Origin of the sequence: Streptomyces paromomycinus (assembly GCF_003865155.1) — a bacterium.
Classification (GTDB): Bacteria; Actinomycetota; Actinomycetes; order Streptomycetales; family Streptomycetaceae; genus Streptomyces; species Streptomyces chrestomyceticus.
This window is the reverse complement of record NZ_BHZD01000001.1, coordinates 1,026,270-1,045,622: the sequence shown is the minus strand read 5'-3', so window position 1 is coordinate 1,045,622 and position 19,353 is coordinate 1,026,270. Positions and strand designations below refer to the sequence as shown.

The window sequence follows — 19,353 nt, the reverse complement described above, 5'->3', positions numbered from 1 at the left end:
CCCCCGCCCCGGCACCGGGACGGCCGCCGCGGAGCCAGGCCCTTGCGCCGCCAGCGCCTCGTGTAGTCGGCTGTCCCTCATGGTGAAGCGGAGAATTGCCACACTGATCGCCTTCCTGGTCACCGGCTCTCTGGCCACGGGCGTACCGGGCCCCCGCGCCGAAGCCGCCGGGCCCGGCGCGGGCGGAGCGCCGCCGTCCGCAGGGGCGCCCGACGGGTCGTCCGCGCTACCGGGCATCGACCTCGACACCGTGACCATCCCGGAGTTGCAGACGCGGATGGCGGACGGCGCGCTGACCTCCTCGGCACTGACCCGGGCCTACCTGAGGCGGATCAAGACCGTCGACCCCAGGATCAACGCGGTCCTGCGCACCGACTCCACCGCCCTGCGCCAGGCAGCCGCCAGCGACGCCAGACACCGGCGCGGCGCCACCCTGGGACCGCTGGACGGCATCCCCGTCCTCCTAAAGGACAACATCGACACCCGCGACATGCCCACCACGGCCGGATCGCTGGCCCTGGCCGGCAGCCCGCCGGACACCGACGCCGCCCTCGTGACGCGGCTCCGCAAGGCGGGCGCGGTGATCCTCGGCAAGACGAACCTGTCGGAATGGGCGAACTTCCGCGCGACGAAGCCGACGTCGGGCTGGTCGGCGGTCGGCGGGCAGACCCACAACCCGTACGTACTGGACCGCAACCCGTGCGGCTCGTCCGCCGGATCGGCCGCCGCCCTCGCCGCGTCGTTGGCGCAGGTGGCGATCGGCACCGAGACGGACGGCTCCATCGTGTGCCCGGCGGGGATGACCGGTGTGGTCGGCCACAAACCCAGTCTCGGCCTGGTCAGCGGCTCCGGCGTCGTACCGATCTCCGCCGAGCAGGACACCGCGGGACCCATGGCACGCAACGTCACCGACGCGGCGCTCACCCTCTCGGTGCTCAGCGGTGGGGCCACCGGGAGCCGGCAGGACGCCGCCCGCGCTCTCGCGGAGGCGGCGGAGCGGCACCCCGGTTCGCTGCGCGGCAAACGGATCGGACTGTGGCGGCTGCCGTCGCTCGGCGCCGAGGTGGATGCCGTGATGTCCCGTACGGCGGCACAGCTGCGCAAGGCCGGGGCGCAGGTGGTCGAGGTGACGCCGCCGTACCAGAAGCGGCTCGCCGAGCTGGGGTTCCCCGCCCTGCTGAGCGAGTTCCACCGGGACATCGACGCCTACCTCGCCACCCGCAAGGGTCCGCGCGACCTCGCCGGACTGATCGAGTTCAACCGCGCCCACCCGGCCGAACGCACCTGCTTCGCCGGGCAGGAACTGTTCGAGCAGGCCCTCGTCGCACCTCCCACCACCGATCCGGGATACCGGGCGATGCGCGCCGAACTGAAGGACCTCTCCCAGCGGTCCATCGACGAGACCCTGGCCGCCCACCGCCTGGACGCCATCGCCGCGCCGACGAACCCGCCCGCCTGGACGACCGACTGCGCGCGGGGCGACAACGACGTGATCCCGTCGTCCACCCCCGCGGCCGTGGCCGGCTACCCCTCACTGTCCGTCCCCGCCGGCTTCGTGGGCGAACTGCCCGTCGGCGTGCTCCTGACGGCCGGAAACCACCAGGACGCCAAGCTGCTGGCCCTGGGAGCGGCGGTGGAGCACCGCCTGGACGCCTGGCGGGCGCCGCGCTACCTGCCGACACTGGGCGACGGCGGCTCCCGGTGACATCGCGCTCCCGCTGCCCACGCCTCCCGGACGCGACCGCCGCGACCGTGGGGTCTCTGTGGACCGTGGAGACGTACAGGTAGCCCCGCACCTCTCGCCGGGACGCCTCGCCTCGCCTCGTCTGCTCGGCGACGGAAGCGAACCGCGAACCGCGAACCGGCGAGAGGACGGCGTACGCGCGTACTGACGTGAAACACCTGGCGGCGATACGGCCCGTGACGGGAACGGCGCGAGGTCGTCCGCATCTCAGACCTCCGGGAACGGCGGCACCTCGTCCGTCGCCCGCAGCAGCCTGCCCGCCGGTTCGGCCTTCTCCGGCCGTACGGACGAGGCGAGGCCCGCGACGACCGGCCGCCCCGCACGTACGGCCGCTCGCGAGGCCGACTCCCAGTCGGGCTGCTCCCCAAGGCTCGTGCAGCGCTTGTCGCGCACCGACGAGGCCGCGCGGTGCCATTGCTCGGCCCGGCAGATGTTCTCCAGCAGCTCCAGCAACTCGGCCCTGCACGGTACGTGCGGAGCGCCGACGAGCTCAAGGAGTAACGGAACCGTCGGCGCGGTGGCTTCACCGACGAGGAATTCCGATCAGCAGACACAGTCGGCGAGCTCCTCGACCGCGAGGCGGACGATGTCCTCGTCCCCGTACGCGATACGGGACAACAGAGCCGGAATTCCCGCCGCAGGCACGTGCTGCGCACCGCGCAGCGCGTCCCAGCGGACCCGCGACACACCCCGCAACAGACTTCCCACGCACTGCCTCCTCCCGGGCTCCCGCGTCTCGGCCCTGGCCTGATGTCGACCTAACGGACAGCTAACGCTCAGCTGGCGGTGGCCGGAAGAGCGGGACAGGACACTCCGGACGTCACGTGGTGCCGGAACGGTACGGTAAGCACGTGGCGTCAACACACAGCAGGTCAGCAAGGGGTGGGGCGGCGGGAGCCATCACCTATCGGGCGGCGGAGAGCGAGAGTGACCGGTCCGCCGTCATCAAGGGCGAGTTCACCTCCGACACCGTTTTCGAAGTGGTCTGCTCCGAGAACGGGTTCACTCTTCGGCCAGTGCCGCTGGACCCGCCGGTGCACAAGGTGTTTCCCGACGACGAGCCGGACAAGGACGAGGTCTCGGACAGCGAGCTCCGGTTCGTCGCGCTGGACGGTGATCGCGTGTGCGGCTATGTGGACACCGCGTACGAGCCCTGGAACCGTCGGCTGACCATCGCCGACATCGAGGTGGCCGGGCCGTACCAGGGCCGGGGAATCGGCCGCACGCTGATGGAGCACGCCGTAGAACGGGCCCGGGAGTGCGGCGCAGGACACGTATGGCTGGAAGTCACGAACATCAACGGCCCGGCCGTCCGCGCCTACCAGCGGATGGGATTCGGCTTCTGCGGCCTGGACACGACGCTGTACAGCGGCACCGCGTCCGAGGGGGAGACGGCGCTGTACATGAGTCTCCCTCTCGGACGGCCCTAGCACGGGCCATGTCCAGTGCGTGCACACCGGAGTTCTGATCGACCAGACACTGGCGAGCCCGGCACGCGCGGCCGACCATGGCACGCATGAGTGACCAACCCGCACGATGGAGCCGGGCAACCACCTACCCCGACATGTGGGTCGACCCGGCCGACGATCCCCGCGACACCGAGGGCGCCGGCCCGGAGGGCGAGCTCGCGACGTTGCTGGACTTCCTGACGAACTACCGCATCACCCTCCGCATGAAGTGCGAGGGCTTGGACGCGGAGCAACTGGCCCGCCGGTCGGTACCACCGTCGACGATGTCCCTGCTCGGCCTGGTCCGGCACCTCGCCGAGGTGGAACGGGACTGGCGCAACTGGATCAGCGACGGCGACCCGCTGCCGAAGCTGTACGGCGAGCGGGACGCGGACTTCGTCAACGCCGTCGCCGAGCAGGCCGAGGTCGATGCCGCTTACCGCGACCTGGAGCGTGAACAGGCCGCGACCGACGCCGCGCTGGCCGGTCACCCGGACCTGGGCGAGCGGCTGGGCAAGGACCGCATCCCGGTCCGGGAACTGCTGGTGCACCGGATCGAGGAGTACGCCCGTCACTGTGGGCACGCCGACCTGTTGCGCGAGCGCATCGACGGGAGGGTGGGCCAGTAGCGTCCGGGTCCCGCCGGGAAACCGTTTCTCCCGAGCCGCGTGATCGCTTCTGACAGCTGCCAGTTCCCGTCACGCGCCCCAAGGGCAGAGCCGCCTCCACCGGGAGGCAGCCGGACCCGGGGAGCCCTCATGGCACCGACCGCACCCGACTTCGGTCCCCGCATCGACCCGTACGCACCGTACGACCCGCAGCGTGACTGCGATCCGACGGCCAAACCCGGCGCCACCGGCTTCCGCGATCTCATCCTGGCCGCCTACGCGGGCACCCGGGACCTGGGCATCAGCCGGTCCTGCGGCAGTGGCGGACAGAGTGAACACAAGGAAGGCCGGGCCTGGGACTGGGGCGTCGAGGCCAACGGCCAGGCCCACCTCGCCGACGACTTGATCAACTGGCTGCACGCCACCGACCGGCACGGCAACCCGCACGCACTGGCCCGCCGTTTCGGCATCATGTACATGATCTGGAACCGCCGCATCTGGATGGCGAACCGCCCCGACGCCGGCTGGCAGCCGTACCGGGGCAGCAACCCCCACACCAACCACATCCACTTCAGCTTCTCCTGGCCCGGCGCCCGCAAGGAGACGACGTGGTGGACGGGCGCGGCTCCCCGGGCGACCGGCCGGGTGAGCGTGGGAATCCCGTCGGTGGTGGACACGGGGTCGGGGATGGTGATCTTCGGGGTGGACGCGTCGGGTGGGGTCACGCATCGGTGGCAGAGCGTTCCTGGGGGTGCGTGGTCGGGTTGGACGGGGTTGGGGCGTCCGGGGAGCGGGGCGGTGGGGCGTCCGTGGGCTGTGGTGGGCCGTTACGGCAAGTTGGTGGTGTTTGTGCGGGGGAACGATGGCGCGTTGTGGCATACGTGGCAGTCGGAGGCGGGGGAGTGGGCGTCTGACTGGGTGTCGTTGGGCGGGCGGTTGGCGGGTGATCCGGCGGTGGTTCTGAGTCCGAACGGTGCGTTGTCGGTGTTCGCTCGGGACTCCGCTGGGCGTATCACTCATACCTGGCAGCGGGGCGCTGAGCAGGGGTATGCGTGGAATGACGGGTGGGTGGACATGGAGGGTTCGGCCCGCGGGCGGCCTGCCGTTGTCGTCGGGCGGGACGGTGGGATGGCGCTGTTCGCGCGTGGTGCGGACGATGGGTTGCATCATCGCTGGCAGACGGGTACGGGCGGGCCGTGGTCGGCGTGGTCGCCGTTGCACGGTCGCCTGACGGGTGATCCGGCGGTGGTGCTGAGTCCCAACGGTGCGCTGTCCGTGTTCGCTCGTGATCAGGGGGGCCGGGTTACGCATACGTGGCAGCGGGGCGCTGAGCAGGGGTATGCGTGGAATGACGAGTGGGTGGACATGGAGGGGTCGGTGCGTGGGCGTCCTGTGGTGCTGGTGGGGCGGGACGGTGGGATGGTGCTGTTCGCGCGTGGTGCGGACGATGGGTTGCATCATCGCTGGCAGACGGGTACGGGCGGGCCGTGGTCGGCGTGGTCGCCGCTCCACGGCCATCTGGCCAACGATCCGGCCGTCGTGCTCAATCCGCACGGTTCGCTTTCCGTCTTCGGACGCGGTCCGGACGGCCGTGTCACCCACACCTGGCAACGCGGACCCGAGCAGGGCCACGCCTGGAACGACACCTGGGTCGACATGGAAGGCGACCTCGCCGACGACCCACCGGAAGCAGGCGCTGCCCACCGGTCCAGCACGCAGGCCCCGGCCGGGGCACCCGCGTAGCGGGGAGAGGAGAACCGTCATGACACCTTGCCCCGTTCCAGCAGACCGTGACCTCGAAGTCACCAAGGCCGTCTACCTCGTAGGGCGCGACCTCGGTGTCTCCGGCAAAGTGATGCTCGCCGGTTTCGAAGCCGGCTGGGTCGAATCGCACATGAACAACCTCCCGTGCGGCGACCGCGATTCGCTCGGGGTCTTCCAGCAGCGCCCGAGCCAGGGCTGGGGAACACCGCAACAGATCATGCAGGTGCCCTACGCGGCCACCCAGTTCTTCACCAGGGCCGTCCGCGTCGAGCAGCAGGACCCGCACCTGTCCGCCGGGCAGACGGCTCAGCGAGTACAGCGCTCCGCGTTTCCCGATCGTTACGACCAGGCCGAGCCCAAGGCGCGGGCGCTGCTCGACGAGGCGCGGAACGCGGTGGGCCAGGTCCCGCAGACGGCCGGCCGGGTGAGCGTGGGAATCCCGTCGGTGGTGGACACGGGGTCGGGGATGGTGATCTTCGGGGTGGACGCGTCGGGTGGGGTCACGCATCGGTGGCAGAGCGTTCCTGGGGGCGCGTGGTCGGGGTGGACAGGGCTGGGGCGCCCGGGGAGCCGGGCGGTGGGGCGTCCGTGGGCTCTGGTGGGGCGTTACGGGAAGTTGGTTGTCTTCGTGCGGGGGGAGGACGGCGTGCTGTGGCATACGTGGCAGTCGGAGGCGGGGGAGTGGGCGCCCGATTGGGTGGCACTGGGTGGGCGGTTGGCGAGCGACCCGGCGGTGGTTCTGAGCCCGAACGGTGCGTTGTCGGTGTTCGCCCGGGACGCTGGTGGGCGTGTCACTCATACCTGGCAGCGGGGCCCGGAGCAGGGGTTTGCGTGGAATGACCGGTGGGTGGACATGGAGGGGTCGGTCCGCGGGCGGCCTGTGGCTCTGGTGGGGCGGGACGGTGGGATGGTGCTGTTCGCGCGCGGTGCCGATGACGGGCTGCATCATCGTTGGCAGACGGGTGTCGGGGGCCCGTGGTCGGCGTGGGTGCCGTTGCACGGTCGTCTGGCGGGGGACCCGGCGGTGGTTCTCAGTCCGAACGGTGCGTTGTCGGTGTTCGCCCGGGACGCTGGTGGGCGTGTCACTCATACCTGGCAGCGGGGCCCGGAGCAGGAGTTTGCGTGGAATGACCGGTGGGTGGACATGGAGGGGTCCGTGCGCGGGCGTCCTACGGTTCTGGTGGGGCGGGACGGTGGGATGGTGCTGTTCGCGCGTGGCGCGGACGACGGGCTGCATCACCGCTGGCAGACGGGTACGGGCGGACCATGGTCGGCGTGGTCGCCGCTCCACGGCCATCTGAGCAACGACCCCGCCGTCGTCCTCAATCCGCACGGTTCTCTCTCCGTCTTCGGGCGGGGCCCGGACGGCCGTGTCACCCACACCTGGCAACGCGGACCCGAGCAAGGGCATGCCTGGAACGACACCTGGGTCGACATGGAAGGCAACCTGTCCGACGATCCACCGGAGGCCGGCGCCAAGGCCGACGCCAAGGCCGGCCCCCATTCCGGTACCGTCCCCGCCCCGGCAACGGCCTAGGCATCCGCCGGCTCCGCCGTACGGCCGTCCCGCGCACACGGGGGTGCGGGGCGGCCGTACGGCGGCTTCACAGGCGCCAGCGGGTCTCGTCGGCCGGTGCGTAGCGGCAGAGCGCGCCGGTCGACACGGATGCCTGGAGGTGGGCGGCGAGTTCGGGGTGGTGTGGTGTCAGGCGGCGCAGGCTGTCGCGGATGCGGGCGGTCACGTTCTTGCGGGCGCGGTCGGTCTCGTCGCCGAGGCGGCGGGGGCGTCCGGCGAGTCCGGCGGCAGCGCGGAGTTCGGTGAGGAGGGCTTCCCGCTCGCGGTCGTATGCCGCGGCCGTGTTGTCGTCGCCGCTGGCGGCTGCCCTGTCGATCTCGTCGTCGAGCACTTCCAGGCGCCGCCGGTAACGGGACTTCGCCTCGTCGTCCAGGACCGCGTCGCTTCCGAGGGCGGCCGCCGCCGCGGCCATGGGTGCGCTGTCCGGGTACAACAGGCGCGTGGCCGGGACGTCCTGGCCGGGGCGGCCGAGCAGGGTGTGCAGGTCTGCCAGTCCTTTGGCGTCGGGCACGTGGACGGTGCGGCCCGCGTAGCGAAGACGCCATACGGTGCCATGGCGGACGAACTCCCTCTCCACTGCCACGGGTCGAGCGGACGAGGTGAGGGAACGGAGGAGGTTGTGGGACTGGTCGGCGATGTGGGGCATGCCCAGTTCGCGGGCCTCGGTTTCGGTGTCGCGCAGCAGCGCGGTGGCCCGGGTTTCGTCGTCGGAACCCGCGCGGGCGAGCAGGGCGCGGGCCAGTTCCGTACGGGCGCGTACCGACCAGGGGCGGCCGTGGAGCCGGTCGGCGGACTGCCGGGCAGCGGTGAAATCCCGTACCGCTGCATCCCATTGCTCCTCGGCGGCGTGCAGCAGGCCCGACCACAGTGCTGCGGGGCCGCTGATGTCCCAGCCGAACAGGGAGACCAGCCACTGCCCCCGGTACGGCTCCAACGCGGCGTGCGCCTGTCGGCAGCGCGCCGGATCCCGGGACGCCGCCGCGCTCTGCGCGAGCAGCCGGACCCGCAGCGGGGCGATGCCGCGTTCCAGGACGCTGTCGCCCGGCGGGCCGTCCCCGGGCCACGGCATCGCTCCGGTCGAGGCGGTGCCCTGCTCCAGTGCGGTGATGCCCGCCAGTACGTGGGTGTACAGAGGGTCCTGCCCCGGGCTCGCGCGGTGGGCCCGTTCCGCTTCCGGGAAGCCGCCTTGGAGGAGGGACAGTGCCCAGCGGTGATGGCCGATGAAGAACTGGTAGTAGTTGGCGTGCGTGCCGCTCAGGGCCAGAGTCCGGGCGAGCAGGCCGTCGGCCTCGGGGAAGCGGCCCATGAACGCGTACACGACGCTGCGGTCGATGACCGAGATCATGCGGGTCCGGGGCAGTCCGCAGGCGTCCGCGCCGGCCACCATGGCGTAGAACTGCCGGAGGAACGCCGGGTCGTCCAGTTCGAGCAGGGCGACCCAGCGCATGGAGGCAGCCAGGTGCTCCATCCAGACATCGGCCCGGCGGCGGGACACCTCCATCAACTCCGCGGCGACGTCGACCCGCTGTGCCGCCGTGCGCGGCTCCCACACGGCGTGCAGGCGTGCCCACAGCCCCAGGTGCAGGGCATCGTCGTCCCCGGCGGCGCGGGCGGCCGCCACGACACGGCGGGCCACCTCCTCGACCGGTCCGGCGCCGCCGGGAGCCGCGGAAGCACCAGGAGCGCCGGGCCCGCCGTCCGCGGGGCGAGGGCCGGGAACCAGTACGCGGTGTGCCTCGCGCAGCGCCCTGGACTTCAGTCCGGTGCCGTCGCCCCGCCCGTCCGCGCTGTGCAGCGTCAGGGCCACGCGGCCCACGAGCCCGGCGTCGCCCGTGCCGGACGCCAGCGTGGCGGCGTCCTCGTACACCAGCCAGGAACGCTCGTGCTCGCCGAGGAGCTGGAGTTCGGCACCGAGATCGAGGGCGAGCAGCACATGGCGGTGCGGATCGCCGGTCCCGAGCCGTTCCAGCGCGCGCCGGTAGTGCCCCACCGCCTCCTCGCTCGCCAGCCTGCTCACCGCGTGCCGGGCCGCGGCCGTCAGGATGTCCACCGCCTCGACGGCGTCGAGATCCGGGCCGGCGAAGTAGGCGTGCCGGGCGAGGTCGGTCGGCCGTGCCCGGTCCCCGGCACCGGCCGTGTCCCGCAGCGTACGTACGGCGGCGGCGTGCAGGTGGCGGCGCCGCTCCTCCGCCAGCCCGTCGTACAAGGACTCCCGTACCAGGTCGTGGGTGAAGACGTACGCATCGCCCGCCGACGGCTCCAGCAGCCCGGCCGCGACCGTCTCCCCGAGCAGTCCGGCGGCGACCGGTTCCGGCGTCCCGGCCGTACGGGCCAGCGTTCCCCGCGCGAAGCGGCGGCCCAGCACGGCGGCGGCACCCAGCAGCCGTACGGTGGGCGTGCCGAGCAGCGCCAGCCGCCGGTGCACCACGGCACGGACCCCGGGCGCCACGGCGGCCACGGGCTGGCCGGCGGACCACAGGCGGGCCGTCTCCTCCACGAAGTACGGATTGCCGCCGGTGCGTGCGCACACCTCGGCGGCCGTGGCCGCGTCGGGCCGGCTGCCCGCCGTACGGGCCACCAGCTCCTCGACCTGCGGCGGGGCCAGTCCCGTCAACGCGACGGTGGTGGCTCTCGCCGCCAGCCGGGGCAGCAGCGGCCGCAGGGGATGATCGGGCCGCTGCACCTCCATTTCGCGGTACGTGCCGATCACGAGCAGCCGCTCGAACCAGGCGTGCTGTGCGGTGAACTCCAGCAGGTGCAGCGACGCGGCGTCCGCCCAGTGCAGATCCTCCAGCACCACGGTCACCGGTCGGCTCCGCGACATGACGGTCAGCAGGGTGGTCACCGCGTCGAACAGCTCGAAGCGCAGTGCGTCCCCGGCGCCCGTGCCCTCGCCCAGCAGTACGGAGAGCGCCCCTCCCGCGGCCGTCGCCGCCGCCTCCCACTCCCCGGCGGCCGAGCCGCGCCGCAAGCTCCGCACTGCCTGTGTCCACGGCCAGAAGCCGGGGGTGCCGTCGGAGTCCCAGCAGGATCCGTGCACCACCAGCATGTCGCCGTGCTCCCGTGCCTCGGCCACCGCGCTGCGCACCAAGGACGTCTTGCCGATGCCGGCCTCGCCCGTGACCAGCACCAGCCCGCCGTGACTGGCCCGTGCCCGCTCCAGACGGGATCGCAGCATCCGTAGGCTGTGTTCCCGCCCGATCAGCGCGGTCTCCATGGGGCCGTCCTTCCGGGCGCGGGCTCGCGGACCATGGGCTGCGGCTCCTGGCTCGGGGTACGTCCGTGTCCGGGCGGCCGGGTGCCGTGCCGTCGCTGCCTTGATAGCCGCAGGCCGGGACGGCGCGCGGCGTTACGGACCGAAGTCACCTTCCCGAGTGCACGGGCTCAGGCCTCCAGGTTCGGAGGGTCCGGCGGGCCGCGCGACGTCGGTCGCCTGTCGGGGGACTGTCGGCCCGATGTCCACGCCCTGTCAGCGGGGCCCGGCACCCTTCCAGTGATCCCGCCGGACGCCCGTCCGGCAGGCGCGCCCCACGCAAGGAATCACCATGCCCCCGCACGTCACGATCATCGGCGCCGGCCTCGGCGGCCTCACCCTGGCCCGCGTCCTGCACATCCACGGCATCCCGGCCACGGTCTACGAGGCGGAATCCGCACCGACGGCCCGCGCCCAGGGCGGAATGCTCGACATCCACGACTACAACGGCCAACCGGCCCTCCAGGCCGCGGGCCTGATCGAAGAATTCCGTGCTCTCGTCCTGGAAGGCCGCCAGGCGATACGGATTCTCGACCGGGACGGGAGCACCCTGTTCGACAAGGCCGACGACGGCACGGGCGGGCGCCCCGAAGTCCAGCGCGGTGAGCTGCGGCAGATCCTGCTCGACTCACTGCCGGCCGGCACCGTCCGGTGGGGCCACAAGGCCAGCAGTGCCCGTCCCCTCGGCGGGGGCCGCCACGAGGTGACCTTCGCCGACGGCTCCACCGTCGCCACGAGCCTGCTGGTCGGCGCGGACGGCGCCTGGTCACGCGTCCGGCCGCTGCTCTCCGACGCCACCCCCGAGTACACCGGACGGGCCTTCGTCGAGACCTGCCTGTTCGACAGCGACAGCCGGCACCCGGCCACCGCGAAGGCGGTCGGCGGCGGCTCGCTGTTCGTGCTCGCGCCGGGCAAGGGAATCCAGGCGCACCGGGAGCGGGGCGCCACCCTGCACACCTATGTCGTGCTCACCGAACCGCTGGACTGGTTCGCCGCCGTCGACTTCACCGACGCCGCCGCGGCCGCCGCGCGGATCGCGCGGGAATTCGACGGCTGGGCCCCGGAACTCACCGCGCTGATCACCGACGGCGACACCGCACCGACCCTGCGCCCGGTCTACGCCCTGCCGGCCGGCCACCGGTGGGACCGGGTGCCGGGAGTGACCCTGCTCGGCGACGCCGCCCACCTCTCGGCTCCGAACGGCGAGGGCGCCAACCTGGCCATGCAGGACGCCGCCGAACTCGGCACGGCCCTCGCCGCGCACCCCGACGACATCGAGACCGCTCTCACCACGTACGAGCAGGCCATGTTCCCCCGCGCCACCGAAGCCGCCGGCGAAGGCACCCAGCTTCACGAACTCCTTTACGGCGACGACGCGCCCCACAGCCTCGTCACCGCGTTCATCGAGGACGAGCGGGACGAGCGGGACGACCGGGACGAGCGGCGGAACTCATGAGCCGCCGGGCGTACGAGGCGCGGCCGACCACGGCCGGCCCTCCAGCCCCTGGCCATCCTCCTTCAGGCAGTCTCCGCCGGACTGCTGTTGACCTCGCCCTTCGGAGAGACGCTGCACCGTGCCGGAGCCCGTGTGATGTAAGGGCGTCGATGCTCCGCGCCCTCGCGGTGCTGCTCGCGCCGGCCCGGCGGTGAGACGCGCTGGTTGTGGTCCGGCCGCAGGAGCTGCCGGATGTCGCGTACGGCGGCGCGGCCGGCGCGGTTGGCGCCGATGGTGCTGGCGGAGGGGCCGTAGCCGACGAGGTGGACCCGGGGGTCGCGGACGGCGCGGGTTCCGTCCAGGCGGATGCCGCCGCCGGGCTCGCGCAGCCGGAGGGGCGCCAGGTGGTCGACGGCGGCACGGAACCCCGTGGCGTACAGGACGGTGTCCGCCTCGACGGCACGGCCGTCGGACCAGACGGCGCCGGTCTCGGTGAGACGGTCGAACAGCGGCAGCCGCTCCAGCACGCCGCGTTCGCGCGCCTGCCGCACGGCCTCGGTCATCGGCAGTCCCGTCACGGACACCACGCTCTGCGGCGGCAGGCCTGCCCGGACCCGTTCCTCGACCCGTGCGACGGCCGCCCGGCCCTGCTCTTCGTCGAACGGGCCCGTGCGGAAGACGGGTGGACGACGGGTCACCCAGGCGGTCGCCTCGGCGACCTCGGCGATCTCCAGCAACTGCTGGACGGCCGAGGTGCCGCCGCCGACGACGATCACGCGCCGTCCCGCGAAGTCCTGCGGCCCGCGGTACGCGGAGCTGTGCAGCTGTCGGCCGCGGAAGACGTCTTGGCCGGGAAAGCGTGGCCAGAAGGGCCGGTCCCAGGTGCCGGTCGCGTTGACCAGGGCCCGGGTGGCGTACGTCCCTTCCGAGGTCTCCAGCAGGAGCCGGCCGTCCGCGCCGTCGCGTACCGTGCGGACGTCCACGGGCCGGTGCACCCGCAGCCCGAAGGTCCGCTCGTACGTGTCGAAGTACGCGCCGATCACCTCGGAGGAGGGCCGGTCCGGGTCGGCGCCGGTCAGCTCCATACCGGGCAGCGCGTGCATCCCGTGGACCTTCCCGTACGTCAGGGTCGGCCAGCGGAACTGCCACGCGCCGCCCGGCCGCGGCGCGTGGTCCAGCACGACGAAGTCCCGGTCCGGCTCGTACCCCACCCGCCGCAGGTGGAAGGCGGCGGCCAGGCCGGCCTGGCCGGCTCCGGCCACGACGACCTCGGTCTCCCGCACCCCGATGTTGTTCATGTTTCTACCAACCAGGACGGGGGCGGAAATCTTCCGCCGGCCCGCAGGCGTGCCGACCCGCAGCCGCTCAGCGGCCTCCCGCCACCAGCAACGGCGCCGCACCCGGGGCGGAGACCGGGCGCCCGCCGGACGCCGCAACGCCGGACGCCGCAACGCCGGACGCCGCAACGCCGGACGCCGGAGCGCCGGACCGGCCAGGGATACCGGAGGGCAGCAGCCCCCGGGCGGCCAGCTCCGGACGTACCCCCTCCCCGAACCAGTACGCCTCCTCCAGATGCGGGTAACCGGACAGCACGAAGTGCTCGATGCCGAGGGCGTGATACTCCTCGATCCGGTCGGCCACCTCCGTATGGCTGCCCACCAGCGCCGTTCCCGCTCCGCCGCGCACCAGGCCCACCCCGGCCCAGAGGTTCGGGGAGATCTCCAGCTTGTCGCGCGAGCCGCCGTGCAGGGCCAGCATCCGCTGCTGGCCCACCGACTCGCTCTTGCCCAGCGCCTGCTGCGCGGCGGCCACGGTGTCCGGGTCCAGATCGCCCAGCAGCCGGTCCGCCGTGGTCCACGCCTCCTTCGCCGAGTCGCGCGAGATGGTGTGCAGCCGGATGCCGAAACGGACCGTACGGCCCTCCCGCGCGGCGAGCCCCGAGATCCAGTCGATCTTCTGCTTGACCTGCTCGGGCGGCTCGCCCCAGGTGAGATACACATCGACGTTGCGGGCGGCGACCGGCCCGGCGGCCGCCGACGAACCGCCGAAGAAGATTTCCGGGAGCGGGTCCGGCGGCAGGGCCGTCAGACCGCCCTCCACCTGGTAGTGCGCCCCGTGGAAGTCGAACGGGACGCCACCCCACACACCCCGTACGACCTGCAGGAACTCATCCGTACGGGCATAGCGCCGGTCGTGGTCCAGCGCGTCACCGAAGCGCCGCTGCTCGGTGGAGTCCCCGCCGGTCACCACGTTCAGCAGCAGCCGGCCGCCGGAGATCCGCTGGTACGTGGCGGCCATCTGCGCCGCCAGCACCGGCGAGATCACCCCGGGCCGGAACGCCACCAGGAACTTCAGCCGGTCGGTGACCTGGGTGAGCGCGGTGGTGGTCAGCCAGGCGTCCTCGCACCACGTGCCGGTCGGGGTGAGGACCGCCTCGAAGCCCAGCTGCTCGGCGGCCTTGGCGATCTGCGCCAGGTAGCCGATGTCGGGGGCCCGTACGCCGCTGACCGGGGTGATGCGGTCGCGCCGGACGCCGCCGTCGGTGTACGCGTGCCGGTCGACGAGGGTGCGTCCGTCGCCGCCGGTCGGCAGGAACCAATGAAGATGCACGGTCACGGAGTTCAGCCGGCCTTTCCTTGAGAGCTGTGAGAGCTGTGAGAGCTGTGAGCACCAGGAGTGCTGTGAGAGCTGTGAGAGCTGTGCGAGCCACGAGAGCTGTGAGCGCCACGAGAGCTGTGAGCGCCAGAAGTGCTGTCGGGGCCGTACGTACGCGGCGCCGTGCTCGAAGGCGGCAGGCTGCCGTTGAAGCGGGTGTCGACGAAAGAGGAGAAGTCGACGCGGCCGGGGATCAGCCGGAGCGCGGCGAAGGTGTCGGCGATCTGCTGCTCGGACGCGACGGCCGGCCGGTCCAGGGCCACCGTCACCGCCGTACCCCGCGTCCGTTCGACCGCCGCCAGCGCCACGTCCCGGGGCAGTCCGGTCTCCGCGGCCCACGTCTCGGCCCAGGCGTCCGGGTGCCGGTGGACCCAGTCCTGCGCACGCCGCAGCCGTTCGACGTAGTCCTTGAGCGCCGCCGACTTCTGCGGGTCGTCCAGGGCGGCGGGTGCGGCGACCTGGAAGCTGAGACCGTTGACGACGCCTTCGCCGGTGGTCAGGATCCGCGCGTCGGCCCGGTCGAGGGCCTGCGAGGTGTACGGGTCCCAGACCGCCCAGGCATCCACCCGGCCGCGGCTGAACGCGGCCAGCGCGTCGGCCGGCTGGAGGTGGTTCAGCGTCACGTCCTGCGGCGTCAGCCCGGCCTTCTTCAGGGAGGCCACGAGCTGGTAGTGCGCGGAGCTGCCCTGCGCCACCGCGATGGACTTCCCCTTCAGCTGAGCGGGACGGGTGAGCGGTGAGTCCTTCTTCACCAGCACCGCCTCGCCCGCGGACGAGCCGTGCGTCGCCGCGATCACCTTGAACTTCGAGTTCGCCGCCGCGGCGAAGACGGGTGGCGTGTTGCCGACCCCGCCGACGTCCACCGCCCCGGCGTTGACCGCCTCCAGCAGGGGCGGCCCGGAGGTGAAGGTCGACCACTGGATGCGGTAGGGAAGGTCCTTGAGTTCCCCGGCCGCCCGCAGTAGGGCCTCCGAACCGCCCTTCTGGTCACCGACATCGAGGGTCACCGACCCCTTGCCGTCCGTCCCGCCACGGGCCCCGCCGCTCCCCGAACCGTTTGCCCGGGACGCCCCGCCGCACGCGGTGAGCGTCAGGAGGAGGGGGAGCAGGAGGGCGGGGAGCAGGAGGGCGGCCCGGGCCCGTGGCTGCATGCCCTCCGTCACCCGTGTACGGTCACTGACCGTCCGCACTGTGCACCCCCTCCACGCCCAGGCGGTCCAGCAACCGTGCGCGCAGGTCGGCGAACCGGGGATCGGCGATGTCGCGCGGGCGGGGCAGGTCGATCTCGTTCTCGTACGCGATCACACCGTTCTCCATCACCAGCGCGCGGTCGGCCAGCAGCAGCGCCTCGTCGACGTCATGCGTGACGAGCAGCACCGCGCAGCCGCGCTCCTGCCACAGTTCGGCCACCAGCTTCTGCGCCTTGATGCGCGTCAGGGCGTCCAGCGCGCCGAACGGCTCGTCCAGCAGCAGCAGATCGGGTTCGCGTACCAGAGCGCGGGCCAGTGACGCCCGCTGAGCCTCACCGCCGGACAACGTCTTGGGCCAGGCATCCGCCCGGTGCCCGAGCCCCACCTCGGCCAAAGCCCGTTCGGCCGACGCGCGTTCAGGGCTGCCCGGCAGGCCGAGCAGCACATTGCGCCACACCCGCTTCCACGGCATCAGCCGCGGCGCCTGGAAAGCGACCGCTTTGCGTCGCGGCACCAGCACCTGGCCGTCGACCTCGCGGTCCAGCCCGGCCAGTACCCGCAGCAGTGTCGACTTGCCGCAGCCACTGCGCCCGAGCAGCGCGACGAACTCACCCGGCGCCACGTCCAGCCGCAGCCCGTCGATGACATTCCGGCCGCCGAACGCCCGGTCGAGCCCCCGCACCCGTACGGCAGCGCCTTCCGCCGCCTCACCCGGCACGGCCTGCGGGCCCTCCGTCTCACCCTCACCCCGCACGGCCTTCCGGTCCTCCCCGTCCGGTTCTTCCGGCGCGGGCCCTGCGACTGTCTCCGTGACTGTCTGGGTCACTGGCCGGTGAACGTCGGTCGCCATTGCAGCAGCAGCCTTTCGAGAGTGCGGACGATGAAGTCGGCGAGCAGTCCGAGGACCGCGTACACCACCAGGCAGACCACGATCACGTCGGTACGGAAGAACTCCCTGGCCTGGTTCATCAGGAACCCGAGGCCGTCGTCGGCGTTGACCTGCTCGCCGAACACGAGCGCCAGCCAGGCGGTGGCGAGCGAATAGCGCAGCCCCGTCATGGCGCCCGGCAGCGCCCCCGGGAGTACGACGTGCCGGATCAGCCCCCAGCGCCCGAGCCCCAGCGAGGTGCCGGCCTCCACCAACTGCGCGTCGACGCCGCGGATTCCGGCGTAGACGTTCAGATACAGATGGAACGCGACGCCGAGCGAGATCAGCGCGATCTTCGGCGCCTCGCCGATGCCCAGCCAGATGATGAACAGGGGGATCACCCCCACCCACGGCACGGACCGCAGCATCTGCACCACGGGATCCACCAGGTCCTCACCCAGCCGCGACAGCCCGGACGCCAGCGCCAGCAGCACCCCGGCGAGCACGCCGACCGCGAGCCCGACGGCGACGCGTTGCAGCGACACGAGCATCGCCGACGGCAGCGTCCCGTCGGACACCAGCGTCCAGGCCGTACGGGCGATGGTCCCCGGCGAGGCGAGGATGTCGCTCTCCAGCGCTCCGCTCGCGCTCAGCACCTGCCACAGCGTGAGCAGGAACACCGGCACCACGGCCCGGCGCAGCCAGCGCGGCGCGCTCCGACGACCGGCCGACACCGGTACGACGGGGAACAGCTCCGGACCGGTACGCGGCCCGGCCGCCGGCGTCACCCGCGTCACCGGACGCTCGTCGCGCGGCGGCGCGGCGCCGGGCGGCGCGGCCTGATCAACAGTCATGGACACTCCAAGTCGAGGGCGGCAGCTCACCCCTTCCGTGCCGTACCGCGGGAGCGCGGCACCGGGTACGCGGCACGGCTGCACCGAACCGGAGGCAGGAAGGAAAGGGGATGCGCCGAGAACACGCCGGAACATGCGGCTCAGGCGTCGAAAACCGTCAGAAAACGCCGCCCTGATCAGCGGCATGAGTGGCGACGGCGATCCGAGACGCGCCGATGGGGCGCCGGGTCGTCAGCGACGCGAAGACATCAACAGCCGCGACGACACGCGGAGGACGCCACCCGCAGCAGGTCGATGTGACCGCGCGTGGTGAGCCGGGCTGACGTAGACATGTCGCTGAACGTAGCGGCGCGTCTGAAGAAGGGTCAAACACCGTCTCGCCAGCTGGACCATTGTTGCGCGGGCGTTGCGCGCGGCGCGGGAACCGAGGCCGGCGTGCCGGGATTCGGCTGTCCGATCTGAGAGGATCGGTGCATGGCTGCTAGTTTCACGACGCGCGAGATCGACGTCAGGACCGGCTCGCAAGAGGTGGTCCACGACCTGACCCGGGAGTGCGCGTCCTTCCTGCGGGAGGTCGCCGACGGCCGGGACGGTCTGCTCAATGTTTTTGTACCGCACGCCACCATGGGCGTGGCCCTGATCGAGACGGGTGCGGGCAGCGACGACGACCTGCTGGCCGCGCTGCAGGACCTGCTGCCGGCGGACGACCGGTGGCGCCACCAGCACGGAAGCCGTGGCCACGGCCGTGACCACGTCCTGCCCGCACTGGTACCGCCGCACGCCACGCTTCCCGTCGTCAGCGGCGAGCTGGCGCTGGGCACCTGGCAGTCCGTCTGTCTGGTGGACACGAACGGCGACAATCCCAACCGTATGGTCCGGCTGAGTTTCCTCGGATAGGCCGCGGTCCGCTCAGCCCTTGTCCAAGGCGGCGACCAGGCTGGCCACGATGACGGTGTTGAAGACGAAGGCGACGACCGCGTTGGCCGCGACCGTCCGTCGCATTTCCCGTGAGGTGACGTTCACGTCGGTCGTGCCGAAGGTCGTCATGACCGACAGGGCGAAATAGACGTAATCGGCCCAGACCACGGTTTCCGCGCCGGGGAATTCCAGCCCGCGCTGGTTCTCCACCAGATCGTCGGCGTGAAAGGCGACCGCGAAGGACGCCATCACACAGACCCAGGCGTCGGCGACGAGGACGAGCGCCACCGCGACACGGGGAGCCAGCGGCAGTGACGACGCGACGTACCCGGGGCGCCACACCACCGACACCGCGAGGGCGGCGGCCGCGATGGAGATGGACACCCCGGGCCCGGGCGCGGTCCCGAGCACGTACCGCTGGAAGACCGTGCCGCGGGACGTGCGCCGCGCCCAGAGGCGGATTCGCTCCGGGCCGGCCGTCGTAAAGGCGGTCAACGTGGCGACGAGATAACTGGAGAGATAGGCGAACAGTGCGAACACGCCGACATCTGCCGCCGAAATCTGCGTGATGCGGTCGTCGACCGCGAAAATCAGAACAGCTGCCGCGCAGCCAGCTACGGCGAAACTCAACGTTGACCGACGGCGTTCGGAGAGCCAGGAATGCGCCAACAGGCTCCTCCATACATGTGAGTGTCCGCCCTCCCGGAGCAGCAGAAGTGTAAATGCCGCGGTGCCGTTTGCCGGGCAGGCGCCCGGGAGTCGCGGAGGCTTCTCGGCGGCGGACCACCGCGGCTTCCTGACCGAGCCGGGCGGAGTCGCGTGCGTGGCGGACATCGGCATCGCCGAACACCGGCTGGACCGCCGGCCGCACGGCACGGGACCGCACGCGCGGCCGGTGGTGCGGCGCGCGACCGTACCGGTGTACCGGGGGAGACGCCGACGCTAGTGTGCACATCCGGCCCCTCACAGCGCGGGTGCCGTGGCGGGCCGGCCGGATGCAGGTGCAGCGCAGGGACGGCGGTGGGGCAGGCGTGGGGCGG

The 19,353-nt window shown here is 72.2% G+C and carries 17 protein-coding genes; 7 read left to right on the top strand and 10 right to left on the bottom strand.

Annotated features, from left to right (window positions below):
• Positions 1-79 precede the first annotated feature (79 nt).
• Positions 80-1,705, top strand: a complete 1,626-nt coding sequence (locus OEIGOIKO_RS03880) for an amidase (RefSeq protein ID WP_125051851.1) — start codon at positions 80-82, stop codon at positions 1,703-1,705.
• A gap of 246 nt (positions 1,706-1,951) precedes the next feature.
• On the opposite strand, the gene OEIGOIKO_RS42485 is transcribed toward OEIGOIKO_RS03880, so the two are convergent.
• Together OEIGOIKO_RS42485 and OEIGOIKO_RS42480 are read right to left on the bottom strand one after the other, a co-directional pair.
• A complete protein-coding gene (locus tag OEIGOIKO_RS42485; RefSeq protein WP_246177185.1) occupies positions 1,952-2,197 on the bottom strand; it encodes a hypothetical protein in 246 nt (81 codons plus the stop codon).
• 90 nt (positions 2,198-2,287) lie between these two features.
• Positions 2,288-2,452 (bottom strand): hypothetical protein, encoded by a 165-nt coding sequence (locus tag OEIGOIKO_RS42480; RefSeq protein ID WP_246177184.1) that lies wholly within the window; start codon positions 2,450-2,452, stop codon positions 2,288-2,290.
• A gap of 143 nt (positions 2,453-2,595) precedes the next feature.
• Between OEIGOIKO_RS42480 and OEIGOIKO_RS03870 the strand changes: the two genes are divergently transcribed.
• The 4 genes from OEIGOIKO_RS03870 (at position 2,596) to OEIGOIKO_RS42055 (ending at position 7,101) form a co-directional block, all read left to right on the top strand.
• Positions 2,596-3,174, top strand: coding sequence for a GNAT family N-acetyltransferase (locus tag OEIGOIKO_RS03870; RefSeq protein ID WP_125051849.1), 579 nt, complete (start codon positions 2,596-2,598; stop codon positions 3,172-3,174).
• An 86-nt stretch (positions 3,175-3,260) separates the two neighbouring features.
• On the top strand, positions 3,261-3,821 hold the full coding sequence (locus OEIGOIKO_RS03865) for a DinB family protein (protein WP_125051847.1): 561 nt from the start codon (positions 3,261-3,263) through the stop codon (positions 3,819-3,821).
• A 129-nt stretch (positions 3,822-3,950) separates the two neighbouring features.
• Entirely contained in the window at positions 3,951-5,543 is a 1,593-nt protein-coding gene (locus OEIGOIKO_RS03860) for a PLL family lectin (RefSeq protein WP_125051845.1), read from the top strand.
• Positions 5,544-5,655: 112 nt separating this feature from the next.
• On the top strand, positions 5,656-7,101 hold the full coding sequence (locus tag OEIGOIKO_RS42055) for a PLL family lectin (RefSeq protein WP_174857119.1): 1,446 nt from the start codon (positions 5,656-5,658) through the stop codon (positions 7,099-7,101).
• A 67-nt stretch (positions 7,102-7,168) separates the two neighbouring features.
• On the opposite strand, the gene OEIGOIKO_RS03850 is transcribed toward OEIGOIKO_RS42055, so the two are convergent.
• On the bottom strand, positions 7,169-10,357 hold the full coding sequence (locus tag OEIGOIKO_RS03850) for an ATP-binding protein (RefSeq protein ID WP_125051843.1): 3,189 nt from the start codon (positions 10,355-10,357) through the stop codon (positions 7,169-7,171).
• Between the two features lie 328 nt (positions 10,358-10,685).
• Between OEIGOIKO_RS03850 and OEIGOIKO_RS03845 the strand changes: the two genes are divergently transcribed.
• A complete protein-coding gene (locus OEIGOIKO_RS03845; RefSeq protein ID WP_125051841.1) occupies positions 10,686-11,849 on the top strand; it encodes an FAD-dependent oxidoreductase in 1,164 nt (387 codons plus the stop codon).
• 62 nt (positions 11,850-11,911) lie between these two features.
• Here OEIGOIKO_RS03845 and OEIGOIKO_RS03840 read toward each other — a convergent pair whose 3' ends face one another.
• The 6 genes from OEIGOIKO_RS03840 to OEIGOIKO_RS43840 form a co-directional block, all read right to left on the bottom strand.
• The gene (locus OEIGOIKO_RS03840; protein WP_246177183.1) at positions 11,912-13,126 is read right to left on the bottom strand and encodes an NAD(P)-binding domain-containing protein; all 1,215 of its coding nucleotides are present in this window, start codon (positions 13,124-13,126) and stop codon (positions 11,912-11,914) included.
• Between the two features lie 67 nt (positions 13,127-13,193).
• Positions 13,194-14,444, bottom strand: coding sequence for an LLM class flavin-dependent oxidoreductase (locus OEIGOIKO_RS03835; RefSeq protein ID WP_125051839.1), 1,251 nt, complete (start codon positions 14,442-14,444; stop codon positions 13,194-13,196).
• A gap of 5 nt (positions 14,445-14,449) precedes the next feature.
• Positions 14,450-15,634, bottom strand: coding sequence for an ABC transporter substrate-binding protein (locus tag OEIGOIKO_RS03830; protein ID WP_125058423.1), 1,185 nt, complete (start codon positions 15,632-15,634; stop codon positions 14,450-14,452).
• A 22-nt stretch (positions 15,635-15,656) separates the two neighbouring features.
• On the bottom strand, positions 15,657-16,427 hold the full coding sequence (locus OEIGOIKO_RS03825) for an ABC transporter ATP-binding protein (RefSeq protein WP_371858880.1): 771 nt from the start codon (positions 16,425-16,427) through the stop codon (positions 15,657-15,659).
• 68 nt (positions 16,428-16,495) lie between these two features.
• Positions 16,496-17,395, bottom strand: a complete 900-nt coding sequence (locus OEIGOIKO_RS03820) for an ABC transporter permease (RefSeq protein WP_174857118.1) — start codon at positions 17,393-17,395, stop codon at positions 16,496-16,498.
• Between the two features lie 248 nt (positions 17,396-17,643).
• Positions 17,644-17,727, bottom strand: coding sequence for a putative leader peptide (locus OEIGOIKO_RS43840; RefSeq protein WP_358970165.1), 84 nt, complete (start codon positions 17,725-17,727; stop codon positions 17,644-17,646).
• Between the two features lie 142 nt (positions 17,728-17,869).
• On the opposite strand from OEIGOIKO_RS43840, the gene OEIGOIKO_RS03815 reads away from it, so the two are divergent.
• Positions 17,870-18,292: a secondary thiamine-phosphate synthase enzyme YjbQ gene (locus OEIGOIKO_RS03815; RefSeq protein ID WP_030019111.1), complete on the top strand. Its 423-nt coding sequence runs from the start codon at positions 17,870-17,872 to the stop codon at positions 18,290-18,292.
• 12 nt (positions 18,293-18,304) lie between these two features.
• On the opposite strand, the gene OEIGOIKO_RS03810 is transcribed toward OEIGOIKO_RS03815, so the two are convergent.
• A complete protein-coding gene (locus OEIGOIKO_RS03810; protein ID WP_246177182.1) occupies positions 18,305-18,982 on the bottom strand; it encodes a DUF1345 domain-containing protein in 678 nt (225 codons plus the stop codon).
• Positions 18,983-19,353 lie beyond the last annotated feature (371 nt).

Bases quoted from the DNA above. Each gene is read 5' to 3' on its own strand.
- OEIGOIKO_RS03865 (WP_125051847.1), top strand. From the start codon at position 3,261: ATGAGTGACCAACCCGCACGATGGAGCCGGGCAACCACCTACCCCGAC.
- OEIGOIKO_RS03860 (WP_125051845.1), top strand. From the start codon at position 3,951: ATGGCACCGACCGCACCCGACTTCGGTCCCCGCATCGACCCGTACGCA.
- OEIGOIKO_RS03850 (WP_125051843.1), bottom strand. From the start codon at position 10,357: ATGGAGACCGCGCTGATCGGGCGGGAACACAGCCTACGGATGCTGCGA.
- OEIGOIKO_RS03845 (WP_125051841.1), top strand. From the start codon at position 10,686: ATGCCCCCGCACGTCACGATCATCGGCGCCGGCCTCGGCGGCCTCACC.
- OEIGOIKO_RS03830 (WP_125058423.1), bottom strand. From the start codon at position 15,634: ATGCAGCCACGGGCCCGGGCCGCCCTCCTGCTCCCCGCCCTCCTGCTC.
- OEIGOIKO_RS43840 (WP_358970165.1), bottom strand. From the start codon at position 17,727: ATGTCTACGTCAGCCCGGCTCACCACGCGCGGTCACATCGACCTGCTG.
- OEIGOIKO_RS03820 (WP_174857118.1), bottom strand. From the start codon at position 17,395: ATGACTGTTGATCAGGCCGCGCCGCCCGGCGCCGCGCCGCCGCGCGAC.
- OEIGOIKO_RS03815 (WP_030019111.1), top strand. From the start codon at position 17,870: ATGGCTGCTAGTTTCACGACGCGCGAGATCGACGTCAGGACCGGCTCG.
- OEIGOIKO_RS42055 (WP_174857119.1), top strand. From the start codon at position 5,656: ATGCTCGCCGGTTTCGAAGCCGGCTGGGTCGAATCGCACATGAACAAC.
- OEIGOIKO_RS03840 (WP_246177183.1), bottom strand. From the start codon at position 13,126: ATGAACAACATCGGGGTGCGGGAGACCGAGGTCGTCGTGGCCGGAGCC.
- OEIGOIKO_RS03880 (WP_125051851.1), top strand. From the start codon at position 80: ATGGTGAAGCGGAGAATTGCCACACTGATCGCCTTCCTGGTCACCGGC.